The organism is Pseudomonas sp. GL_103 (genome assembly GCF_057835175.1).
Window position 1 is genome coordinate 1,405,790 of the sequence record NZ_CM174420.1, and the last position, 16,370, is coordinate 1,422,159.

At 61.6% G+C, this 16,370-nt stretch carries 15 protein-coding genes; 11 read left to right on the top strand and 4 right to left on the bottom strand.

Annotation, left to right across the window (positions count from 1 at the left end):
- Positions 1–11: 11 nt before the first annotated feature.
- The 4 genes from AC3IP0_RS06330 to AC3IP0_RS06345 all read left to right on the top strand — a co-directional run bounded on the left by AC3IP0_RS06330 (position 12) and on the right by AC3IP0_RS06345 (position 2,677).
- Positions 12–701 (top strand): PA1041 family peptidoglycan-binding anchor lipoprotein, encoded by a 690-nt coding sequence (locus AC3IP0_RS06330; protein WP_489318635.1) that lies wholly within the window; start codon positions 12–14, stop codon positions 699–701.
- Positions 702–791: 90 nt separating this feature from the next.
- On the top strand, positions 792–1,499 hold the full coding sequence (locus tag AC3IP0_RS06335) for a PA1041 family peptidoglycan-binding anchor lipoprotein (protein ID WP_489318636.1): 708 nt from the start codon (positions 792–794) through the stop codon (positions 1,497–1,499).
- 148 nt (positions 1,500–1,647) lie between these two features.
- Entirely contained in the window at positions 1,648–1,926 is a 279-nt protein-coding gene (locus tag AC3IP0_RS06340) for a DUF1145 domain-containing protein (RefSeq protein WP_489318637.1), read from the top strand.
- Complete coding sequence (locus AC3IP0_RS06345; protein WP_489326927.1) at positions 1,919–2,677, top strand: collagen-like triple helix repeat-containing protein; 759 nt, start codon at positions 1,919–1,921, stop codon at positions 2,675–2,677. The genes AC3IP0_RS06340 and AC3IP0_RS06345 overlap by 8 nt, the downstream gene beginning before the upstream one ends.
- A 59-nt stretch (positions 2,678–2,736) precedes the next feature.
- Here the strand turns inward: AC3IP0_RS06345 and AC3IP0_RS06350 are convergent, their stop codons facing one another.
- The gene (locus tag AC3IP0_RS06350; protein ID WP_489326929.1) at positions 2,737–3,201 is read right to left on the bottom strand and encodes a CopD family protein; all 465 of its coding nucleotides are present in this window, start codon (positions 3,199–3,201) and stop codon (positions 2,737–2,739) included.
- Positions 3,202–3,299: 98 nt separating this feature from the next.
- On the opposite strand from AC3IP0_RS06350, the gene dinG reads away from it, so the two are divergent.
- The 5 genes from dinG (at position 3,300) to pdxH (ending at position 11,098) form a co-directional block, all read left to right on the top strand.
- Positions 3,300–5,444 (top strand): ATP-dependent DNA helicase DinG, encoded by a 2,145-nt coding sequence (gene dinG / locus AC3IP0_RS06355; protein WP_007992389.1) that lies wholly within the window; start codon positions 3,300–3,302, stop codon positions 5,442–5,444.
- A gap of 96 nt (positions 5,445–5,540) precedes the next feature.
- A complete protein-coding gene (locus tag AC3IP0_RS06360; protein WP_489326931.1) occupies positions 5,541–7,934 on the top strand; it encodes a beta-galactosidase in 2,394 nt (797 codons plus the stop codon).
- A 219-nt stretch (positions 7,935–8,153) separates the two neighbouring features.
- The gene (locus tag AC3IP0_RS06365) at positions 8,154–9,299 is read left to right on the top strand and encodes a serine hydrolase domain-containing protein (protein ID WP_489318641.1); all 1,146 of its coding nucleotides are present in this window, start codon (positions 8,154–8,156) and stop codon (positions 9,297–9,299) included.
- Positions 9,300–9,412: 113 nt separating this feature from the next.
- The gene (locus tag AC3IP0_RS06370; RefSeq protein ID WP_489318642.1) at positions 9,413–10,426 is read left to right on the top strand and encodes an OmpA family protein; all 1,014 of its coding nucleotides are present in this window, start codon (positions 9,413–9,415) and stop codon (positions 10,424–10,426) included.
- Positions 10,427–10,450: 24 nt separating this feature from the next.
- A complete protein-coding gene (gene pdxH / locus AC3IP0_RS06375) occupies positions 10,451–11,098 on the top strand; it encodes a pyridoxamine 5'-phosphate oxidase (protein ID WP_489318643.1) in 648 nt (215 codons plus the stop codon).
- A gap of 5 nt (positions 11,099–11,103) precedes the next feature.
- Here pdxH and AC3IP0_RS06380 read toward each other — a convergent pair whose 3' ends face one another.
- A complete protein-coding gene (locus AC3IP0_RS06380) occupies positions 11,104–11,340 on the bottom strand; it encodes a hypothetical protein (RefSeq protein ID WP_046041257.1) in 237 nt (78 codons plus the stop codon).
- Positions 11,341–11,505: 165 nt separating this feature from the next.
- Here AC3IP0_RS06380 and AC3IP0_RS06385 point away from each other — a divergent pair, with 165 nt between their 5' ends.
- Positions 11,506–11,970 carry an outer membrane lipoprotein gene (locus AC3IP0_RS06385; protein ID WP_489318644.1) on the top strand — a complete coding sequence of 155 codons (465 nt, stop codon included), beginning with the start codon at positions 11,506–11,508 and terminating at the stop codon, positions 11,968–11,970.
- 103 nt (positions 11,971–12,073) lie between these two features.
- Here AC3IP0_RS06385 and nhaA read toward each other — a convergent pair whose 3' ends face one another.
- A complete protein-coding gene (gene nhaA / locus AC3IP0_RS06390) occupies positions 12,074–13,261 on the bottom strand; it encodes a Na+/H+ antiporter NhaA (RefSeq protein ID WP_489318645.1) in 1,188 nt (395 codons plus the stop codon).
- A 247-nt stretch (positions 13,262–13,508) separates the two neighbouring features.
- On the opposite strand from nhaA, the gene AC3IP0_RS06395 reads away from it, so the two are divergent.
- On the top strand, positions 13,509–14,606 hold the full coding sequence (locus tag AC3IP0_RS06395; protein WP_489327784.1) for a PLP-dependent cysteine synthase family protein: 1,098 nt from the start codon (positions 13,509–13,511) through the stop codon (positions 14,604–14,606).
- 117 nt (positions 14,607–14,723) lie between these two features.
- Here AC3IP0_RS06395 and AC3IP0_RS06400 read toward each other — a convergent pair whose 3' ends face one another.
- The gene (locus AC3IP0_RS06400) at positions 14,724–16,337 is read right to left on the bottom strand and encodes an NAD(P)/FAD-dependent oxidoreductase (protein WP_489326933.1); all 1,614 of its coding nucleotides are present in this window, start codon (positions 16,335–16,337) and stop codon (positions 14,724–14,726) included.
- Between the last annotated feature and the right edge of the window lie 33 nt (positions 16,338–16,370).

A 16,370-nucleotide genomic window follows, 5' to 3' on the forward strand; every position in this document is an offset into this window, starting at 1 on the left:
GAGAAAACTAGATGAGCATAGTTCGGACAGCATTACCCTTGGTTCTGCTAACCAGTGTCTTGACTGGTTGCGCAGGTTTGCAGAAAACCGACTGGCCGACCTGTGCGGCGGTTGGTGGTGTCGTGGGGGCCGGCCTCGGTGCGACCGAAAGCTCGGCATGGGCAGGGTATGGTGCTCTGCTCGTCGGCGGTACGGCAGCGGCTTATTGCTGGGTGCACGGAGATGGCGACGAAGACGGCGATGGCGTACCGGATAGTCGCGACAAGTGCCCAGGCACGCCAAAAGGCGTTCAGGTCGATGCCAACGGTTGCCCACCACCAGCGCCTGTAGTCGAAGAAGTGGTTGTGGTCCAGGAAGAAACCATCGTCATCCGCGATGTCCACTTCCAGTTTGACAAAGCCACGCTTACCTCGTCCGACAAACAGGTACTCGACAAGATTGCCACTCGCCTGAAAGCCGAAGCCCCTACCGCTCAACTGACCGTGACCGGCCATACCGACAGCGTGGGCAGTGACACCTACAACCAGAAACTGTCGGATAAACGCGCCCACTCGGTGGTTGAATACCTCATCGATCAAGGCGTGCCTCGCAGCAACTTCGTGTCGGTTGTCGGTGCCGGTGAAAGCCAGCCGGTTGCGGACAACAAAACCGCTGACGGTCGTGCACAGAACCGTCGTACCGAAATCAAAATCCAGCGTTAGCCCCCCTCGCATCCGCGCCTTGTGCAGTCGCGGATGCGGGTCTTTACTCCTGTGTAACCGGTATTGGCCGGGGACACAGGAGCTTTCAATATGATCGTTCTCACAAGGACCGTCTTGCCGGTTCTGCTACTTGGCAGCCTCTTGACCGGCTGCGCGACCCACAGCGATGGCACTGCCCCCCTCAATCAACGCACCTGGCCAATTTGCAGCCTCATCGGCGGCCTGGTCGGTGGTGGTCTGGGCGCAATCGAGAGTGGTGCATGGGCCGCGGGCGGGGCGGCGCTGGGTATCTTGTCCGGCGGCTTGATCTGCTATGCCCAGGATGGCGACGAAGACGGCGACGGCGTTTTCGACCGACGCGACCGTTGCGCTGATACTCCCGCCAATACCCCGGTCGACCATCGCGGTTGCCTGGTGCCGCAGTACCCGGACAGTGTCCAGGCCGAGCCTGCGCAATCCGAAGTCATTACTCTGAGCGATGTACTGTTTGTCTTCAATCAATCCGAGCTGACCCCGACGGCGAAGAGTCAACTGGATGCGTTGATGAGCAAGTTCGAGGATGCCGATGTGGTCAGCATCAAGGTGGTCGGCCATACCGACAGCGTCGGTTCGGATGCCTATAACCAGGCCTTGTCGGAACGGCGTGCCAGCAGCGTGGCGGAATACCTGTTGAGCCAGGGTGTGGCGCCGAACAAAGTCACCAGCGAAGGCAAGGGCAAGAGCCAACCGATCGCCGACAACGAAACAGAAGAGGGCCGTGCGAAAAACCGTCGCGTGGAGCTGCATATAAACCGCTGAGCCAAGAGATAGAGCCGTCGGGCGACGGGTGTGATCGCTGCGACGGCCGTTCGGCGGCCCTAATGAAGATTTTTCCGTTGCCCTCTGGCTTATCCCGCGTGGAAGCCGTTACTGTGCGCGCAAACAATAATTCTCATCGGGGGCGCGTATGAAAGTCTTATGGGGGCTGGGGCGGTTACTGACCTTGCTGTTCTGGTCGGTAGTGCTGGTCAATCTGCTCACACCGTTTGTCTTTCCGCTGCACCCGTTGGTCAATCTGGCCGGCGGCCTGTTGGGGGTCATCCATCTTCTGGAAGCGTTGCTGTGCTATCGCAGCCTTCGAGGTCGCGCCCATCCCTGGCTTGACCGCCTGAAGATCGTCATTTTTGGCGTATTCCATCTGCAAACCATTCCAGCCCCCACCGCTTCGAAGGCTTCCCATGCGTAAACTCTGTCTGCTCGCCGCACTCATCAGCCCATTGGCCAGCGCACAGGTGGTGAGTGTCGAAACCAACTCGCTGATGCGCTTGCCCAACACCGCCAGCACCCTGCAACTGGAACGCCTGGAAGTGGCCGATTACGGCACCTTGCTGATTCCATCGAACGTCACGGAAGTCACCGTGGGTGAATTGCATCTGGGGCGTGAAGCGCGCATTGCCATCGTGCCGGGGGAACAGGCGCTGGCGCTGAAGGTCCGTCGCGCTGATATGTCCGAAGGCAGCCAGATCACCTCCCGTGGCGCCCCCGGGACTTACCAGAAGGCCGCTCGATCCGGGCGCAACCTTGATTTGCAGATCAAGACACTGAACGCAGCGCAATTGATCGTTGATGCTCGCGGTGGTGCGGGCGCACCGGGCTTCGTTGGCCTTGATGGGGCCAACGGCCAGGAACCGGGTTGCACCTGGGGGCAGGCGGGGCGCGGTGCCGATGGCAGTGATGGCAGCAATGGCCAACCGGGAGCACCGGGGGCGCTGGTCAAGCTGGCAGTGCCGCACGACTTCCCGGCAGACCGGATCAAGGTTCAGGTGGCTGGCGGTGCCGGTGGCCTGGCCGGCCCAGGCGGCAAACCGGGCGCGGGTGGCAAGGCCAAGGGCTGTCTGATTTACAAGGCTGATGGCGGCAAGAGCGGTAAACCCGGGGCTGATGGTCAGCCTGGGCCGGAAGGCGCGGCGGGTTCGGTGACAGTGCAGCGGTTGTAAGAAACACCGAGAGCCCTGTGGCGAGGGGGCTTGCCCCTCGCCACAAAAGCTCGGCAGATTCAAAACATCGGCCGAGCCGCAGCAATCGCCACCAAAGCCAACCCCACCAGCAGATTGATCCCCACCAACCGGCGAATCCGCCCCAGTATCGCCGCCCCGGCTGGCCAATCCTGCTCGGCCACGGCGGTGCGCAGTTCCGGCAGCATCAGCGCCTGAATGCGGATAAACAGTGCGGTCATCACCACATACAAGCCCATCATCACCTGCACATAGCGCGGCGCGGCTTCAAAACCATTGAATTGCATGTGCAGCATGCTCACGCCGCTGACCGGCAACAGCACCACCGCCACCCAGACCCAGCGGAAAAAGCCTTGAAACACTTCTACCCACAGCTTCAACCGGGCAGGGCCTTCAAGTGCCTTGATCGCGGCGGGGCGCAGGACCATCCAGGCGAAAAACATGCCGCCGACCCAGACCAGGGCCGCCAGTACATGCAGGCTATAAACGAGGCTAAAAGGTGTCATTGGGTTACTCCGTTCTGCGCGGGATTCATTAGCGGGGTATGATAGCGACCAAACCGAACCACTGAAAATTTATCCAGCGTTTTTGCGCCCGACAATCCATGATCAGCACTGAACTCAAAACCACGATCCAGGGCGCCTACTCGCGTTTTCTCGAAGCCAAGAGCCTCAAGCCGCGCTACGGCCAACGCCTGATGATCGCCGAAGTTGCCAAGGTCCTGGGTGACATCGACACCGACGACGAAGGCCGGCGCAGTGGCGACCCCGCGATTGTCGCGGTGGAAGCCGGCACCGGTACCGGCAAGACCGTGGCCTACAGCCTGGCGGCGATTCCTACGGCGAAGGCCGCCGGCAAGCGCCTGGTGATCGCCACGGCGACCGTGGCCCTGCAGGAGCAGATCGTCTACAAGGACTTGCCTGACCTGATGCGCAATAGCGGGCTGAATTTCAGCTTCGCCCTGGCCAAGGGGCGCGGGCGCTACATGTGCCTGTCCAAGCTCGACATGTTGCTCCAGGAAGGTCACGCGCAGACCGCCACCGCTCAGTTGTTCGAAGAAGAAGGATTCAAGATCGAGGTCGACGAGGCCAGCCAGAAGCTGTTCACCAGCATGATCGAGAAACTCGCCGGCAATAAGTGGGACGGCGACCGCGACAGTTGGTCCACCGCCCTCGAAGACGCCGACTGGGCGCGCCTGACCACCGACCACAGCCAGTGCACCAACCGTCATTGCCCGAACTTCGGCCAGTGCGCCTTCTACAAGGCCCGCGAAGGCATGGGCAAAGTCGACGTGATCGTCACCAATCACGACATGGTCCTGGCCGACCTGGCCCTGGGCGGCGGCGCCGTGCTGCCGGACCCGCGCGATACCATCTACGTGTTCGACGAAGGCCATCACCTGCCGGACAAGGCCATCGGCCACTTCGCCCATTACACACGCCTGCGCTCCACCGCCGACTGGCTGGAAACCACCGCCAAGAACCTCACCAAACTGCTGGCCCAGCACCCGCTGCCGGGGGACCTGGGCAAGTTGATCGAGCAGGTGCCGGAGCTGGCGCGGGAGATCAAGACCCAGCAGCAGTTCATGTTCACCGCGTGCGAACAGATTGCCGATTTCAAGCCCGGCGAAGACGTCGAAGGCCGCGAGCGCCCGCGTCACCGATTCGTCGGCGGGGTGATCCCCGAGCACATGCGTGAAATGGGCATCGAGCTGAAGAAAGGCTTCGCACGGCTGACCGATTTGTTCACCCGCCTGACCGAGTTGCTCAAGGAAGGCATGGACGGCGAGGTCAACATCGGCATCGCCAGCAACCAGGCCGAAGAGTGGTATCCACTGTTCGGCAGTCTGTTGTCGCGTTCTTCCGGCAACTGGGAGCTGTGGACCGCCTTCACCGTCGAAGACCCGGAAGACAACCCGCCCATGGCTCGCTGGCTGACCCTGGCCGAAAGTGGTTCGCTGTTCGATATCGAGGTCAACGCAAGTCCCATCCTCGCGGCGGAAATGCTTCGCCGCAACCTGTGGAACGTGGCCTATGGCTGCCTGGTGACGTCGGCGACCCTGACTGCCCTCGGCACCTTCGACCGCTTCCGCATGCGTGCGGGCCTGCCGAAAAAGGCCGTGACGGCGGTGGTGCCAAGCCCCTTCCATCATGCCGATGCCGGTGTGTTGCGGGTGCCGAACCTGAACGCCGATCCCCGTGATGCAGCGGCGCATACCGCCGCGATCATTCGTGACCTGCCTGAATTGGTCGAGGGCTCGCGGGGCACGCTGGTGCTGTTTTCCTCGCGTAAACAGATGCAGGACGTGTTCGACGGCCTGGACCGCGACTGGCGCAAGCAAGTGTTCATCCAGGGCAACCTGTCGAAACAGGAAACACTCAACAAGCACAAGGCGCGGGTCGATGGCGGGGATTCCAGCGTGTTGTTCGGCCTGGCGAGTTTCGCCGAAGGTGTCGACTTGCCCGGCGCCTATTGCGAGCACGTGGTCATTGCCAAAATTCCTTTCTCGGTACCTGATGATCCGGTCGAAGCGGCGCTGGCCGAGTGGATCGAAGCCCGGGGCGGCAATCCGTTCATGGAAATCTCCGTGCCGGACGCCTCGCTGAAGCTGGTCCAGGCCTGCGGTCGCTTGCTGCGCACCGAAGAAGACCGCGGCACCATCACCTTGCTCGACCGGCGCCTGGTGACCCAGCGCTATGGCAAAGCCATCCTCAACGCGTTGCCGCCGTTCCGTCGAGAAATTTCCTGAAGCACCGGTGGGCAGTTTTGCCCACCGCGTTGTCTATCTCTCTGCCATCGCTTTTCCACTGGCCCATTGAAGGTCGTTAGGGAGAATTTCGTTCTCATGATTTGCCGTTCGTTGCCTGCTGTTTTTGCCCTGCTGTTCGCAACACCGCTGTTGGCCGCCCCCGCCAGCCAGCAGACGCTGTTCAACTTTGTGCGCCCCGCCGACGTGGTCCAGGTGGCGACTCAGGACGCCAGCCTGCCACAATCCAACGCCGAGCAAACCCCCGAGGGCGAGGTGCTGCGCCGGGTGACGTTCAACCCGGTCGCCCGACCGACGTTGCGCCTGACCCCGCAAACCGGCGCCTGGGACTGGTCGCAGTCGGGCGTCATGAGCCTGCGGATCCAGAGCGCGATGAACTGGGCCTTGACCCTGTATGTGACCATCCAGAGCAACGACGGCAAGACACTGGTCAGCCGCGTCGATCTGCCGGCGGGGCCTGCGCAAACCCTGTTGGTGCCTTTGCAAGCGACATCACCGCTGAGCCAGGGCATGAAGGCTGGCCCGCCGATGCCGATGACCGTCGAGGGTCAGCGGGTGTTGCTGGCCAGCAGCGCTGGTGAACTGGATCGCAGCCAGGTGGTGTCGGTGAGCTTGTCGATGGACCAGCCCAAAGCCGCGCAAAGCATCTTGTTGGAACGCTTTGGTGTGCAGGACGGCGAGTCGGTCAGCCAAGCCGTGTATGGCGGGTTGGTGGATGCTTACGGCCAGTCGACCCGGGACAAATGGCCGGAAAAAATCAGCAGCGACGAACAATTGAAAAGCGCCGCCAGCAAGGAGCAACTGCAACTGAAAGCCTGGCTGGCCGAGCGCGAGAAGTCCTCCCTGGACAAGTTCGGTGGTTTGACCAAAGGCCCGTCATTCAAGGCCAGTGGCTTTTTCCGCACCGAGAAACGCGACGGACGCTGGTATCTGGTGACGCCCGAGGGGCACCCGTTTTATTCCCTGGGGGTCAATACCGTGGCCCCGGATGTCAACCAGACCTACGTGGCCGGTCGCGAGTGGATGTTCGAATCCCTGCCCAAGGCTGACGAGACCTTGGCCAGCCACTACGGCGAAGGCGACAACCGTGGCGGCAACGGTGCCGATCAAGGGCGCGGCTACAATGCCGGGCGCTGGTACGACTTCTACGGTGCCAATCTGCAGCGCCTGTATGGCGATCCGTGCGTAAAGGGTAGCGATACCAAGGCCGGTGTCGCCGAAGCGGCCAAGACCGAAGCGACAACCGCAGAGCAAAAAACTGCCGAACCGTGCAAGGCGTTGTTCGACGAGCAGCGCTGGGCCACTCACACCCTTGATCGCTTGCAGGCCTGGGGCTTCAACACTATCGGCAACTGGAGCGCACCCGTACTGGGCGATGCTGATCGCGTGCCGTACACCTTGTCGCTGTCGATCGTCGGCGACTACGCCAGCATCAGCACCGGCACCGACTGGTGGGGCGGCATGCCCGACCCATTCGACCCGCGTTTCGCCATGGCCACCGAGCGTGCAGTGGCGATTGCTGCCCGCGACCATCGTGACGATCCTTGGCTGATCGGTTACTACGCCGACAACGAACTGGCCTGGGCCGGTCCCGGCGACGACCCGAAAGCCCGTTATGCCCTGGCCTACGGCACCTTGAAAATGACCACCGACGTGCCGGCCAAGCGTGCATTCCTCAAGCAGCTGCGTGACAAATACCGCAATCAGGCTGGCCTGTCGAAGGCCTGGGGCATTGATCTGCCAGCCTGGGAGCTGATGGAAGATCCGGGGTTCGTACCGCCGCTCCCGAGTGCCGAGCACCCGGAAATCGAAGCCGACTTCAAATACTTCCAGAAGGTCTTTGCCGACACTTACTTCAAGACCATCTCCGACTCACTCAAGTGGCACGCGCCGAACCAGTTGCTGCTCGGTGGCCGGTTCGCGATCAGCACGCCGCAAGCCGTGGAGGCCTGTGCCCAGTATTGCGACGTGTTGAGCTTCAACATGTACACCCTGCAACCCCAGGATGGCTACGACTTCGCCAAGCTGCGCAGTCTCGACAAACCGGTGCTGATCACCGAGTTCAATTTCGGTTCGGTTGATCGTGGCCCGTTCTGGGGCGGTGTCACGCCATTGGCGAAAGAGGAAGACCGCGGTCCGGCGTACGCCAACTTCCTCAAGCAGGCATTGAGCGAGCCGTCGATTGTTGGCGTGCATTGGTTCCAGTACCTCGATCAACCGGTCACCGGGCGCTTGCTTGACGGTGAAAACGGTCACTTCGGGTTGGTGGGCATTACTGATCTGCCGTTCCAGGGTTTTGTCGACAGCGTGCGCAAGAGCAACCTGGCGACAGTCGAGCAACTGGGCAAAGAGACCGAGAAGGCTGCGGCCGCCGTCGACAAAGCCAGCCACGACGCCGAGGGCGGCCGCAAGGCCGAGGCCGGCAAGGGGCCGGGGAAGGGCGCAGGTGGGCATTCCGGCAAAGGCCATTAATCCCTGAAACCGCGTCATCGTTCTTCGCGAGCAGGCTCGCTCCCACTTTGGAATTCATTCTCCTGTGGGAGCGAGCCTGCTCGCGAAGGCGTCATTAGCATCACCACTGCATTTCAAGTTGATGGCAGAGCGACCGCCCAGCCCAACCCTGTTCCCAAAACCCTCAAGGGCTGGAACAATGCCGACCACTTTGTAGAGCGTTAATCCGGGGAGTTGCGGGTGCAGATTCAGGGTCATTACGAGCTTAAGTTCGAAGCGGTGCGAGAGGCGTTCGCGGCGCTGTTCGACGATCCCCAGGAGCGTGGCGCAGCGTTGTGCATCCAGGTCGGTGGCGAAACTGTCCTCGATCTGTGGGCCGGCACTGCCGACAAGGACGGGGCCGAGGCCTGGCACAGCGATACCATCGCCAACCTGTTCTCCTGCACCAAGACCTTTACCGCCGTCACAGCGCTGCAACTGGTGGCCGAAGGCAAGCTGCAACTGGATGCCCCGGTTGCGCGCTACTGGCCCGAATTTGCCGCTGCCGGCAAAGAGTCCGTCACCCTGCGCCAACTGCTTTGCCATCAAGCCGGTCTTCCGGCATTGCGCGAGTTGCTGGCCCCCGAAGCCCTTTACGACTGGCAAACCATGGTCGACGCCCTGGCCGCCGAAACGCCGTGGTGGACGCCGGGCGAAGGCCACGGTTACGCGGCGATCACCTATGGCTGGCTGATCGGCGAATTGCTGCGCCGTGCCGACGGTCGCGGGCCGGGTGAATCCATCGTCGCGCGGGTCGCCAAACCGTTGGGCCTGGACTTCCATGTCGGCCTGGCCGACGAAGAGTTCCATCGCGTGGCCCATATTGCGCGGGGCAAGGGCAATGTCGGCGATGCCGCCGCCCAACGCCTGCTGCAAGTGACCATGCGTGAGCCAACGGCCATGACGACCCGGGCGTTCACTAACCCGCCGTCGATCATGACCAGCACCAACAAACCCGAGTGGCGACGTATGCAACAGCCGGCCGCCAATGGTCATGGCAACGCCCGCAGCCTGGCCGGGTTCTACGCCGGCCTGCTGGATGGCAGCCTGCTGGAAAGCGAAATGCTCGATGAACTGACCCGCGAGCACAGCCTCGGCGAGGACAAGACTTTACTGACCCGGACCCGTTTCGGCCTGGGTTGCATGCTCGATCAACCGGACGTTGCCAATGCCACCTTCGGCCTTGGCCCGCGGGCGTTTGGTCATCCGGGTGCCGGCGGCTCCATCGGTTTTGCCGACCCGGAGCACGATGTGGCTTTCGGATTTGTGACAAATACCCTGGGGCCGTACGTCTTGATGGACCCGCGCGCGCAAAAGCTGGTGCGGGTTCTGGCCACTTGTCTGTAAAAACGACTATCGGGTTCCAGGGCTGGAACCCGTTAGCCTTTCCAGTTTCAAAGCGTCTGCTTCTACCGGCCAATGTGGCCTGATTTTTTTGACTTCATTTTTGTGGATATCCAATGTCATCCAATAAAACCCTCGCCTTGGCCCTGTGCTTCGCTATTACCGGTTGCGCACAGACTCCACAGAAAGACGCGACGGCACCTGTCGCCAAGACTGAAAGCGGCAGCCACTGGTACTGGCCGTTCAGTTCCGACGATAGTGCAGGCAAGCCCGTGGCCAAGCCGGAGGTGAAACCTGAAGTCAAACCGGTTGCGGTGGCCAAGGCCAAGGCCGAAACCGATAGCGGCAGCAAGTGGTGGTGGCCGTTCGGCGGTAGCGAGCAGAGCACCGCCAAGGTTGTGCCGATGCCCGACCCGAAAGTCACCCAGGCCTGGCTTGACGACTACGAACCGCGTCTGCGCGAGGCGGTCAAGGGCAGCAACATGCAACTCGAGCGCCGCGAAAATGTGCTGGTGGTGACTGCGCCGGTCGAAGGCTCGTTCAACCCGGATCGTCCGGCCATGTTGCTGCCGGTCACGCTCGGCCCGTTCACTCGCGTTGCCAAGATCCTTGAAGCCGATCCAAAGACCGCTGTGTTGATCCTCGGCCACAGCGATACGTCTGGTGCTGCGGCTGCCAACGTCAAGTTGAGCCAGGAGCGTGCCCAGTCCATTGCGGCGATTTTCCGTCTCAGTGGTTTGCAGCGTGATCGCTTGATGCTGCGCGGCCTTGGCGGTGATGCGCCGCGTGCAGCCAACGACAGCGTGCAAGGTCGTGCGTTGAACCGTCGCGTGGAACTGCTGGTGACCCCGCAAAACACCATGGTCGCACTGCTGAGCAAGTACAACATGCCGGCTCCGGCACCGGTGACCATGGTTGCTGCCACGGACGCCAAGCCGGTCGCCAAGCCTGTGACACCGGCCCCTGCGACTAAAAAGGCTGCTGTTCCAGCGACGAAAAAAGCGCCAGCGAAAAAAGCGCCGGCCAAGAAAACACCTGCGAAAACTGCAACGCCGGTGAAGAAAACCACGCCAGCCAAAGCCTCCACGGCTGACAAGAAAGTCGCCGCCACCGATACTGCAAAGCAGTGATTCGTTAACCAAAAGGAATGCGCCATGACCCAGGGCCTGGCTGATATGCGTCGTGACTACACCCGTGATGGCCTGACCGAGGCACAAGCCCCGGCCGAGCCGTTTGCGCTGTTCCACCAGTGGTTCGCCGACGCGGTGAAAACCGAACAGGTGCCGGTGGAAGCCAACGCCATGACCCTGGCCACCGTTGACCAGGACGGTCGGCCGCACTGTCGCATTCTGTTGCTCAAGGGCCTGGACGAACTGGGCTTCACCTTTTTCACCAACTACGAAAGTGCCAAGGGCCAGCATCTGGCCGCGAATCCGTTCGCGGCCATGACGTTTTTCTGGCCGGCGCTGGAGCGCCAGGTGCGCATCGAAGGGCGGGTGGTGAAGGTGACGCCTGAGGAGTCCGACGCCTATTATCAGGTCCGCCCACTGGGCAGTCGCCTGGGAGCCTGGGCGTCGCCGCAGAGCCGGGTGATCGCCGATCGTAGCGAGCTCGAAGCGCTGCTCAAGGACACCGAGCAACGTTTCAGCGACACCCAGCCGCATTGCCCGGAACACTGGGGCGGTTATCGCCTGCTGCCGGAACGCATCGAATTCTGGCAGGGCCGCCCAAGCCGCCTGCACGACCGCCTCAATTACCGCCAGCAGGGTGCCGACTGGACTCTTGAACGTCTGGCACCCTGAGCAGCCTACCGATCGGGATAGCCTGCCGCAGCGGCCTCCAGCCACTTCGGCAGGTCTCGACGCTTGATCTTCTGCGCCTGAGCACTCGCCAATCGTTCGAGCATGAAGGCTTTTTTCTGCTCGTCCTTGCCCGCCAGTGCTAGCGCGAGGTCGCGGTCCATCCAGCGTTTGATCCGCACGTACAGCCACCAATGGAAGTACAAACCGGCAACAGTCGTGACGACGATGATAAAGTAGTCCATTGAAATCCTTGGCCAGTGGGGCAGTTTTCCGAATTTGCCGCTACTGTGTGAGTTCGTGGAGGCACCTTAACGGAGCCTGAATCAAACCAATTTTACCCGGGCGATGCCGTGACAGGCGTCAAGCTGCGGAGTTTAATGAACAACTGTTTCTTTGGAGTTGATGCTATGCGTAAGTCTGTTCTGCTGGTTGCTTCCTTTTCCACGATGGCGATGTTGCTCACTGGTTGCCAATCGAGCCTGACCGGTGACTCCTATTCCCGTGACGAGGCGCGTCGCGTGCAGACCGTTCGCATGGGCACCATCGAAGCATTGCGCCCGGTAAAAATCGAAGGCACCAAAACCCCGATCGGCGGCGCTGCAGGCGCAGTGGTCGGCGGCGTTGGCGGCAGCTCCATTGGCGGCGGCAAGGGCAGTATTGTTGCTGCGGTCATTGGCGCAGTCGCCGGCGGCCTGATCGGTTCGGCCGCAGAAGAAGGCCTGACCCGCACCCAGGGTGTGGAAATCACCGTGCGCGAAGACGATGGCAGCATGCGCGCCTACGTTCAGGAAGTTCAGCCGAACGAAGTGTTCCGTGTTGGCGAGCGTGTGCGCATCTCCAGCGTGGGTGGCACCAGCCGCGTTTCGCACTAAGCGCAAACACCGGATAAACAAAAAACCCGATCAGGTGACTGATCGGGTTTTTTGTTTTTCAGCTAGGTGAGTCTTGATTGCTGCCAGGCGTTGTCGCGGCTTATCAGGAGGCCAGCGCGGTGTTCTTGCGACTCGCCATCGCTGTCACCACATAACCGATCAGCGCTGCCAGAATCGACCCGGTCAGGATCCCCATGCGGTCCATTCCGGCGAAATCACTCACGCCCGGCTCGAAGGCCAGCGAGCCGACAAACAGGCTCATCGTGAAACCAATGCCGCAGAGAATCGCCACGCCGAGTATCTGGCCCCAGTTGGCGCCTTGGGGCAGGGCGGCGATACCGGTTTTCACTGCCAGCCAGGTCAGGCCGAAGACTCCGACAGTCTTGCCCAGCAGCAGCCCGATGGCGATACCCATGGGGACGTGGTGAGTGAAGCTTTCAACGGTGACACCGCTCAGGGACAGGCCGGCATTGGCAAAGGCGAACAGCGGCAGGATGCCGTAGGCCACCCACGGATGCAGGGCGTGTTCCAGGGTCAGCAATGGCGAAGGCTCGGCATTTTTCGTGCGCAGCGGAATGCAGAAGGCCAGGGTCACGCCGGCCAGCGTGGCGTGGACACCGCTCTTGAGCACGCAGACCCAGAGGATCAAGCCAATGATCATGTACGGCCCGAGCTTGACCACGCCAAGCCGGTTCATCCCGATCAGCGCTGTAATACAGGCCGCGGCCAGCGCCAGGGACAGGGTCGACAGCGCGCCGGAGTAGAAAATCGCAATGATGATGATCGCGCCGAGGTCGTCGATGATCGCCAGGGTCATCAGGAACAGTTTCAGCGATACCGGAACCCGTTTGCCCAGCAGCGCCAGCACGCCAAGGGCGAAGGCGATGTCGGTGGCGGTCGGAATTGCCCAGCCGTTGAGGGCCGGTGGCGTGTCGCGATTGAGGTACCAGTAGATCAGCGCCGGCACCACCATGCCACCAATGGCGGCGGCCCCGGGCAGGACGATTTGCGACGGTTTGGACAACTGGCCGTCGAGGACTTCGCGCTTCACTTCCAGGCCGATCAGCAGGAAGAACAGCGCCATCAGGCCGTCGTTGATCCACAGCAGCAAGGGCTTGGCGATTTTCAGCGCGCCGATCTGGGCCACCACGGGGGTGTCCAGCAGGCCGTTGTACAGCCACGACAGCGGCGAGTTATTGATAATCAGAGCCAGAACGGCAGCGGCGATCAGTAACAGACCGCTGGCAGCTTCCAACTGAAAGAAACGCGTGAAAGTGCTACGCAGAGGCAAGGTCGCTCTCCATCTGTGAATTCAAAAGGTGTTACACCCTAACAAGTACTGTTAGTTGTTAAAACAAAAGTTATATTCTTTTTTGTTATATGCCGTTACAGAGAGATCCCTCAGCACCGACCTGAGCCTAGCAGTTGCCGGGCGTATTGGATTTCAGCTGTACCTGTGCTGGACGCAGGATTTTTCCTAAGCTTGTTGGATGAGCCTTGTCATAAGGCCGACTCCTGCCCGATACAACGAGAAAACCATCATGAGCGACAACCGACAGTGGTCCCGCGAAGCGATCCGGATCATCGAAGCCGATTTCCAGCGCAGCGCCGACACCCACTTGATCCCCTTGCCGCTGCCGGGTTTTCCAGGCATCGAGTTGTACTTCAAGGATGAGTCCAGCCACCCCACGGGCAGCCTCAAGCACCGCCTGGCCCGTTCGCTGTTCCTGTATGCGCTGTGTAACGGCTGGCCCAAGCCCGGTGCGCCGGTCATTGAGGCATCCAGCGGTTCGACGGCGATTTCCGAAGCGTATTTCGCGCGCATGCTGGGCTTGCCGTTCATTGCGGTGATGCCGGCGACCACGTCCAAGGAAAAGATTGCACAGATCGCCTTCTACGGTGGCCAAAGCCACCTGGTGGACGATCCGACCCAGATCTACGCCGAGTCCGAGCGCCTGGCTCGAGAACACGACGGGCACTTCATCGACCAGTTCACCTACGCCGAGCGCGCCACCGACTGGCGGGCGAACAACAACATTGCCGAGTCGATCTTTCAGCAGATGCGCTTCGAGCAGCATCCGGAGCCGAGCTGGCTGATTTCCAGCCCCGGTACCGGCGGCACCACGGCCACACTGGGCCGATACGTGCGTTATCGCCAGCATTGCACCCGCGTGCTGTGTGCCGATGCCGAGCGTTCGGTGTTCTTCGATTACTACCAGACCGGCGATGCCAGCCTGCGACTGGACCACGGCTCGCGGATCGAAGGCATTGGCCGGCCGCGGGTGGAAGCGTCGTTTCTGCCCAAGGTGATCGACGCGATGGTCAAGGTGCCGGATGCCTTGTCGCTGGCGGCCATGCACTACCTGGCGGAGCGTCTGGGGCGGCATGTCGGCGGGTCGAGCGGGACCAACCTGATCGGTGCACTGATGGCCGCCCAGCACATGAAGGCGGCGGGGGAGACGGGGTCGATGGTGGCGATTCTGTGTGACAGCGGCGAGCGCTACGCCACGACCTATTACGATCAGGACTGGCTCAAGGCTCAGGGGTATGAACTGAGTGGTTTGATGGCTGCGGTGGCGGCGACGGTGGAGCGGGGTGAGCCGTTGCCGGCGAGCGTGCTGCGCGCCAATATCTGACACACAGAAGATCAAATGTGGGAGCGGGCTTGCTCGCGAAAGCGGTGGATCAGCCAACACATATGTTGGATGTGAAACCGTCTTCGCGAGCAAGCCCGCTCCCACATTAGAGTGGTATCAGGCCTCGATACCGAGAATATCCCGAGCCACAGCCTCGGCAATGCGAATCCCGTCAACACCCGCCGACAGAATCCCGCCCGCATAACCGGCACCTTCACCGGCCGGGAACAAGCCTTTTACGTTCAGGCTCTGCAACGACTCGTTGCGGGTAATGCGCAGCGGCGAGGAGGTGCGGGTCTCGATCCCGGTCAGCACCGCGTCGTGCAGCGAGTAACCACGAATCTGCTTCTCGAACGCTGGCAAGGCTTCGCGAATCGCTTCGATGGCGAATGCCGGCAGTGCCAGCGCCAGATCACCCAGGGCAACGCCCGGCTTGTAGGAAGGCTCGACGCTGCCCAGTTCGGTGGACGGTTTGCCCGCGATAAAATCGCCGACCAGTTGCGCGGGCGCTTCGTAGTTGCTGCCGCCCAGCACGAATGCGTGAGATTCCAGGCGTTCCTGTAACTCGATACCGGCCAGCGGGCCGCCCGGATAATCGACTTCCGGGGTGATGCCGACGACGATACCGGAGTTGGCATTGCGCTCGTTACGCGAGTACTGGCTCATGCCGTTGGTGACCACGCGGTTCGGCTCGGAAGTCGCCGCCACCACGGTGCCGCCCGGGCACATGCAGAAGCTGTAGACCGAACGGCCGTTCTTGGCGTGGTGCACCAGTTTGTAGTCGGCGGCGCCCAGTTTCGGGTGGCCGGCGTACTTGCCCAGGCGCGCACGGTCGATCAGCGACTGCGGGTGTTCGATGCGGAAACCCACCGAGAACGGCTTGGCTTCCATGAACACGCCACGGCCGTGGAGCATGCGGAAGGTGTCGCGGGCGCTGTGGCCGAGGGCGAGGATCACGTGTTTCGAGTGGATCTGCTCGCCGCCGTTGAGTTCGACACCGACCAGTTGGCCGTCTTCGATCAACACGTCGGTGACACGCTGCTGGAAGCGTACTTCACCGCCCAGGGCGCGAATCTGCTCACGCATGTTTTCCACCACGCCGGTCAGACGGAACGTACCAATGTGCGGCTTGCTGACGTAGAGGATTTCTTCCGGCGCACCGGCCTTGACGAACTCGTGCAGGACTTTGCGGCCAAGGAATTTCGGGTCCTTGATCTGGCTGTAGAGCTTGCCGTCGGAGAATGTCCCTGCGCCACCTTCACCGAACTGCACGTTGGATTCCGGGTTGAGCACGCTTTTGCGCCACAGGCCCCAGGTGTCCTTGGTGCGCTGGCGTACTTCGGTGCCGCGCTCGAGGATGATCGGCTTGAAGCCCATTTGCGCCAGCAGCAGCCCGGCGAAAATCCCGCACGGACCGAAGCCGACGACGATCGGCCGCGCGCTCAGGTCGGCCGGTGCCTGGCCTACTGCTTTGTAGCTGACATCCGGCGCCACGCTGACGTTACGGTCATCGGCAAACTTGTGCAGTACCGACGCCTCGTCGCGAACTTCAAGGTCGATGGTGTAGATGAAGCACAGTTCGGAGGACTTTTTGCGCGCATCGTAGCTGCGCTTGAACAAGGTGAAATCGAGCAGGTCATCGCTGGCAAGCCCTAAGCGCTGCACGATGGCAGGGCGCAGGTCTTCTTCGGGATGGTCGATCGGCAACTTGAGTTCGGTGATTCGTAACATGGCGGGATCCGGTTCGCGGGGCGCACAACTGCG

Coding starts and splice junctions, on each gene's coding strand:
- AC3IP0_RS06350 (WP_489326929.1), bottom strand. CDS start 3,201: ATGACACCTTTTAGCCTCGTTTATAGCCTGCATGTACTGGCGGCCCTG.
- AC3IP0_RS06340 (WP_489318637.1), top strand. CDS start 1,648: ATGAAAGTCTTATGGGGGCTGGGGCGGTTACTGACCTTGCTGTTCTGG.
- AC3IP0_RS06370 (WP_489318642.1), top strand. CDS start 9,413: ATGTCATCCAATAAAACCCTCGCCTTGGCCCTGTGCTTCGCTATTACC.
- AC3IP0_RS06360 (WP_489326931.1), top strand. CDS start 5,541: ATGATTTGCCGTTCGTTGCCTGCTGTTTTTGCCCTGCTGTTCGCAACA.
- AC3IP0_RS06335 (WP_489318636.1), top strand. CDS start 792: ATGATCGTTCTCACAAGGACCGTCTTGCCGGTTCTGCTACTTGGCAGC.
- AC3IP0_RS06380 (WP_046041257.1), bottom strand. CDS start 11,340: ATGGACTACTTTATCATCGTCGTCACGACTGTTGCCGGTTTGTACTTC.
- dinG (WP_007992389.1), top strand. CDS start 3,300: ATGATCAGCACTGAACTCAAAACCACGATCCAGGGCGCCTACTCGCGT.
- pdxH (WP_489318643.1), top strand. CDS start 10,451: ATGACCCAGGGCCTGGCTGATATGCGTCGTGACTACACCCGTGATGGC.
- AC3IP0_RS06330 (WP_489318635.1), top strand. CDS start 12: ATGAGCATAGTTCGGACAGCATTACCCTTGGTTCTGCTAACCAGTGTC.
- AC3IP0_RS06345 (WP_489326927.1), top strand. CDS start 1,919: ATGCGTAAACTCTGTCTGCTCGCCGCACTCATCAGCCCATTGGCCAGC.
- AC3IP0_RS06400 (WP_489326933.1), bottom strand. CDS start 16,337: ATGTTACGAATCACCGAACTCAAGTTGCCGATCGACCATCCCGAAGAA.
- AC3IP0_RS06385 (WP_489318644.1), top strand. CDS start 11,506: ATGCGTAAGTCTGTTCTGCTGGTTGCTTCCTTTTCCACGATGGCGATG.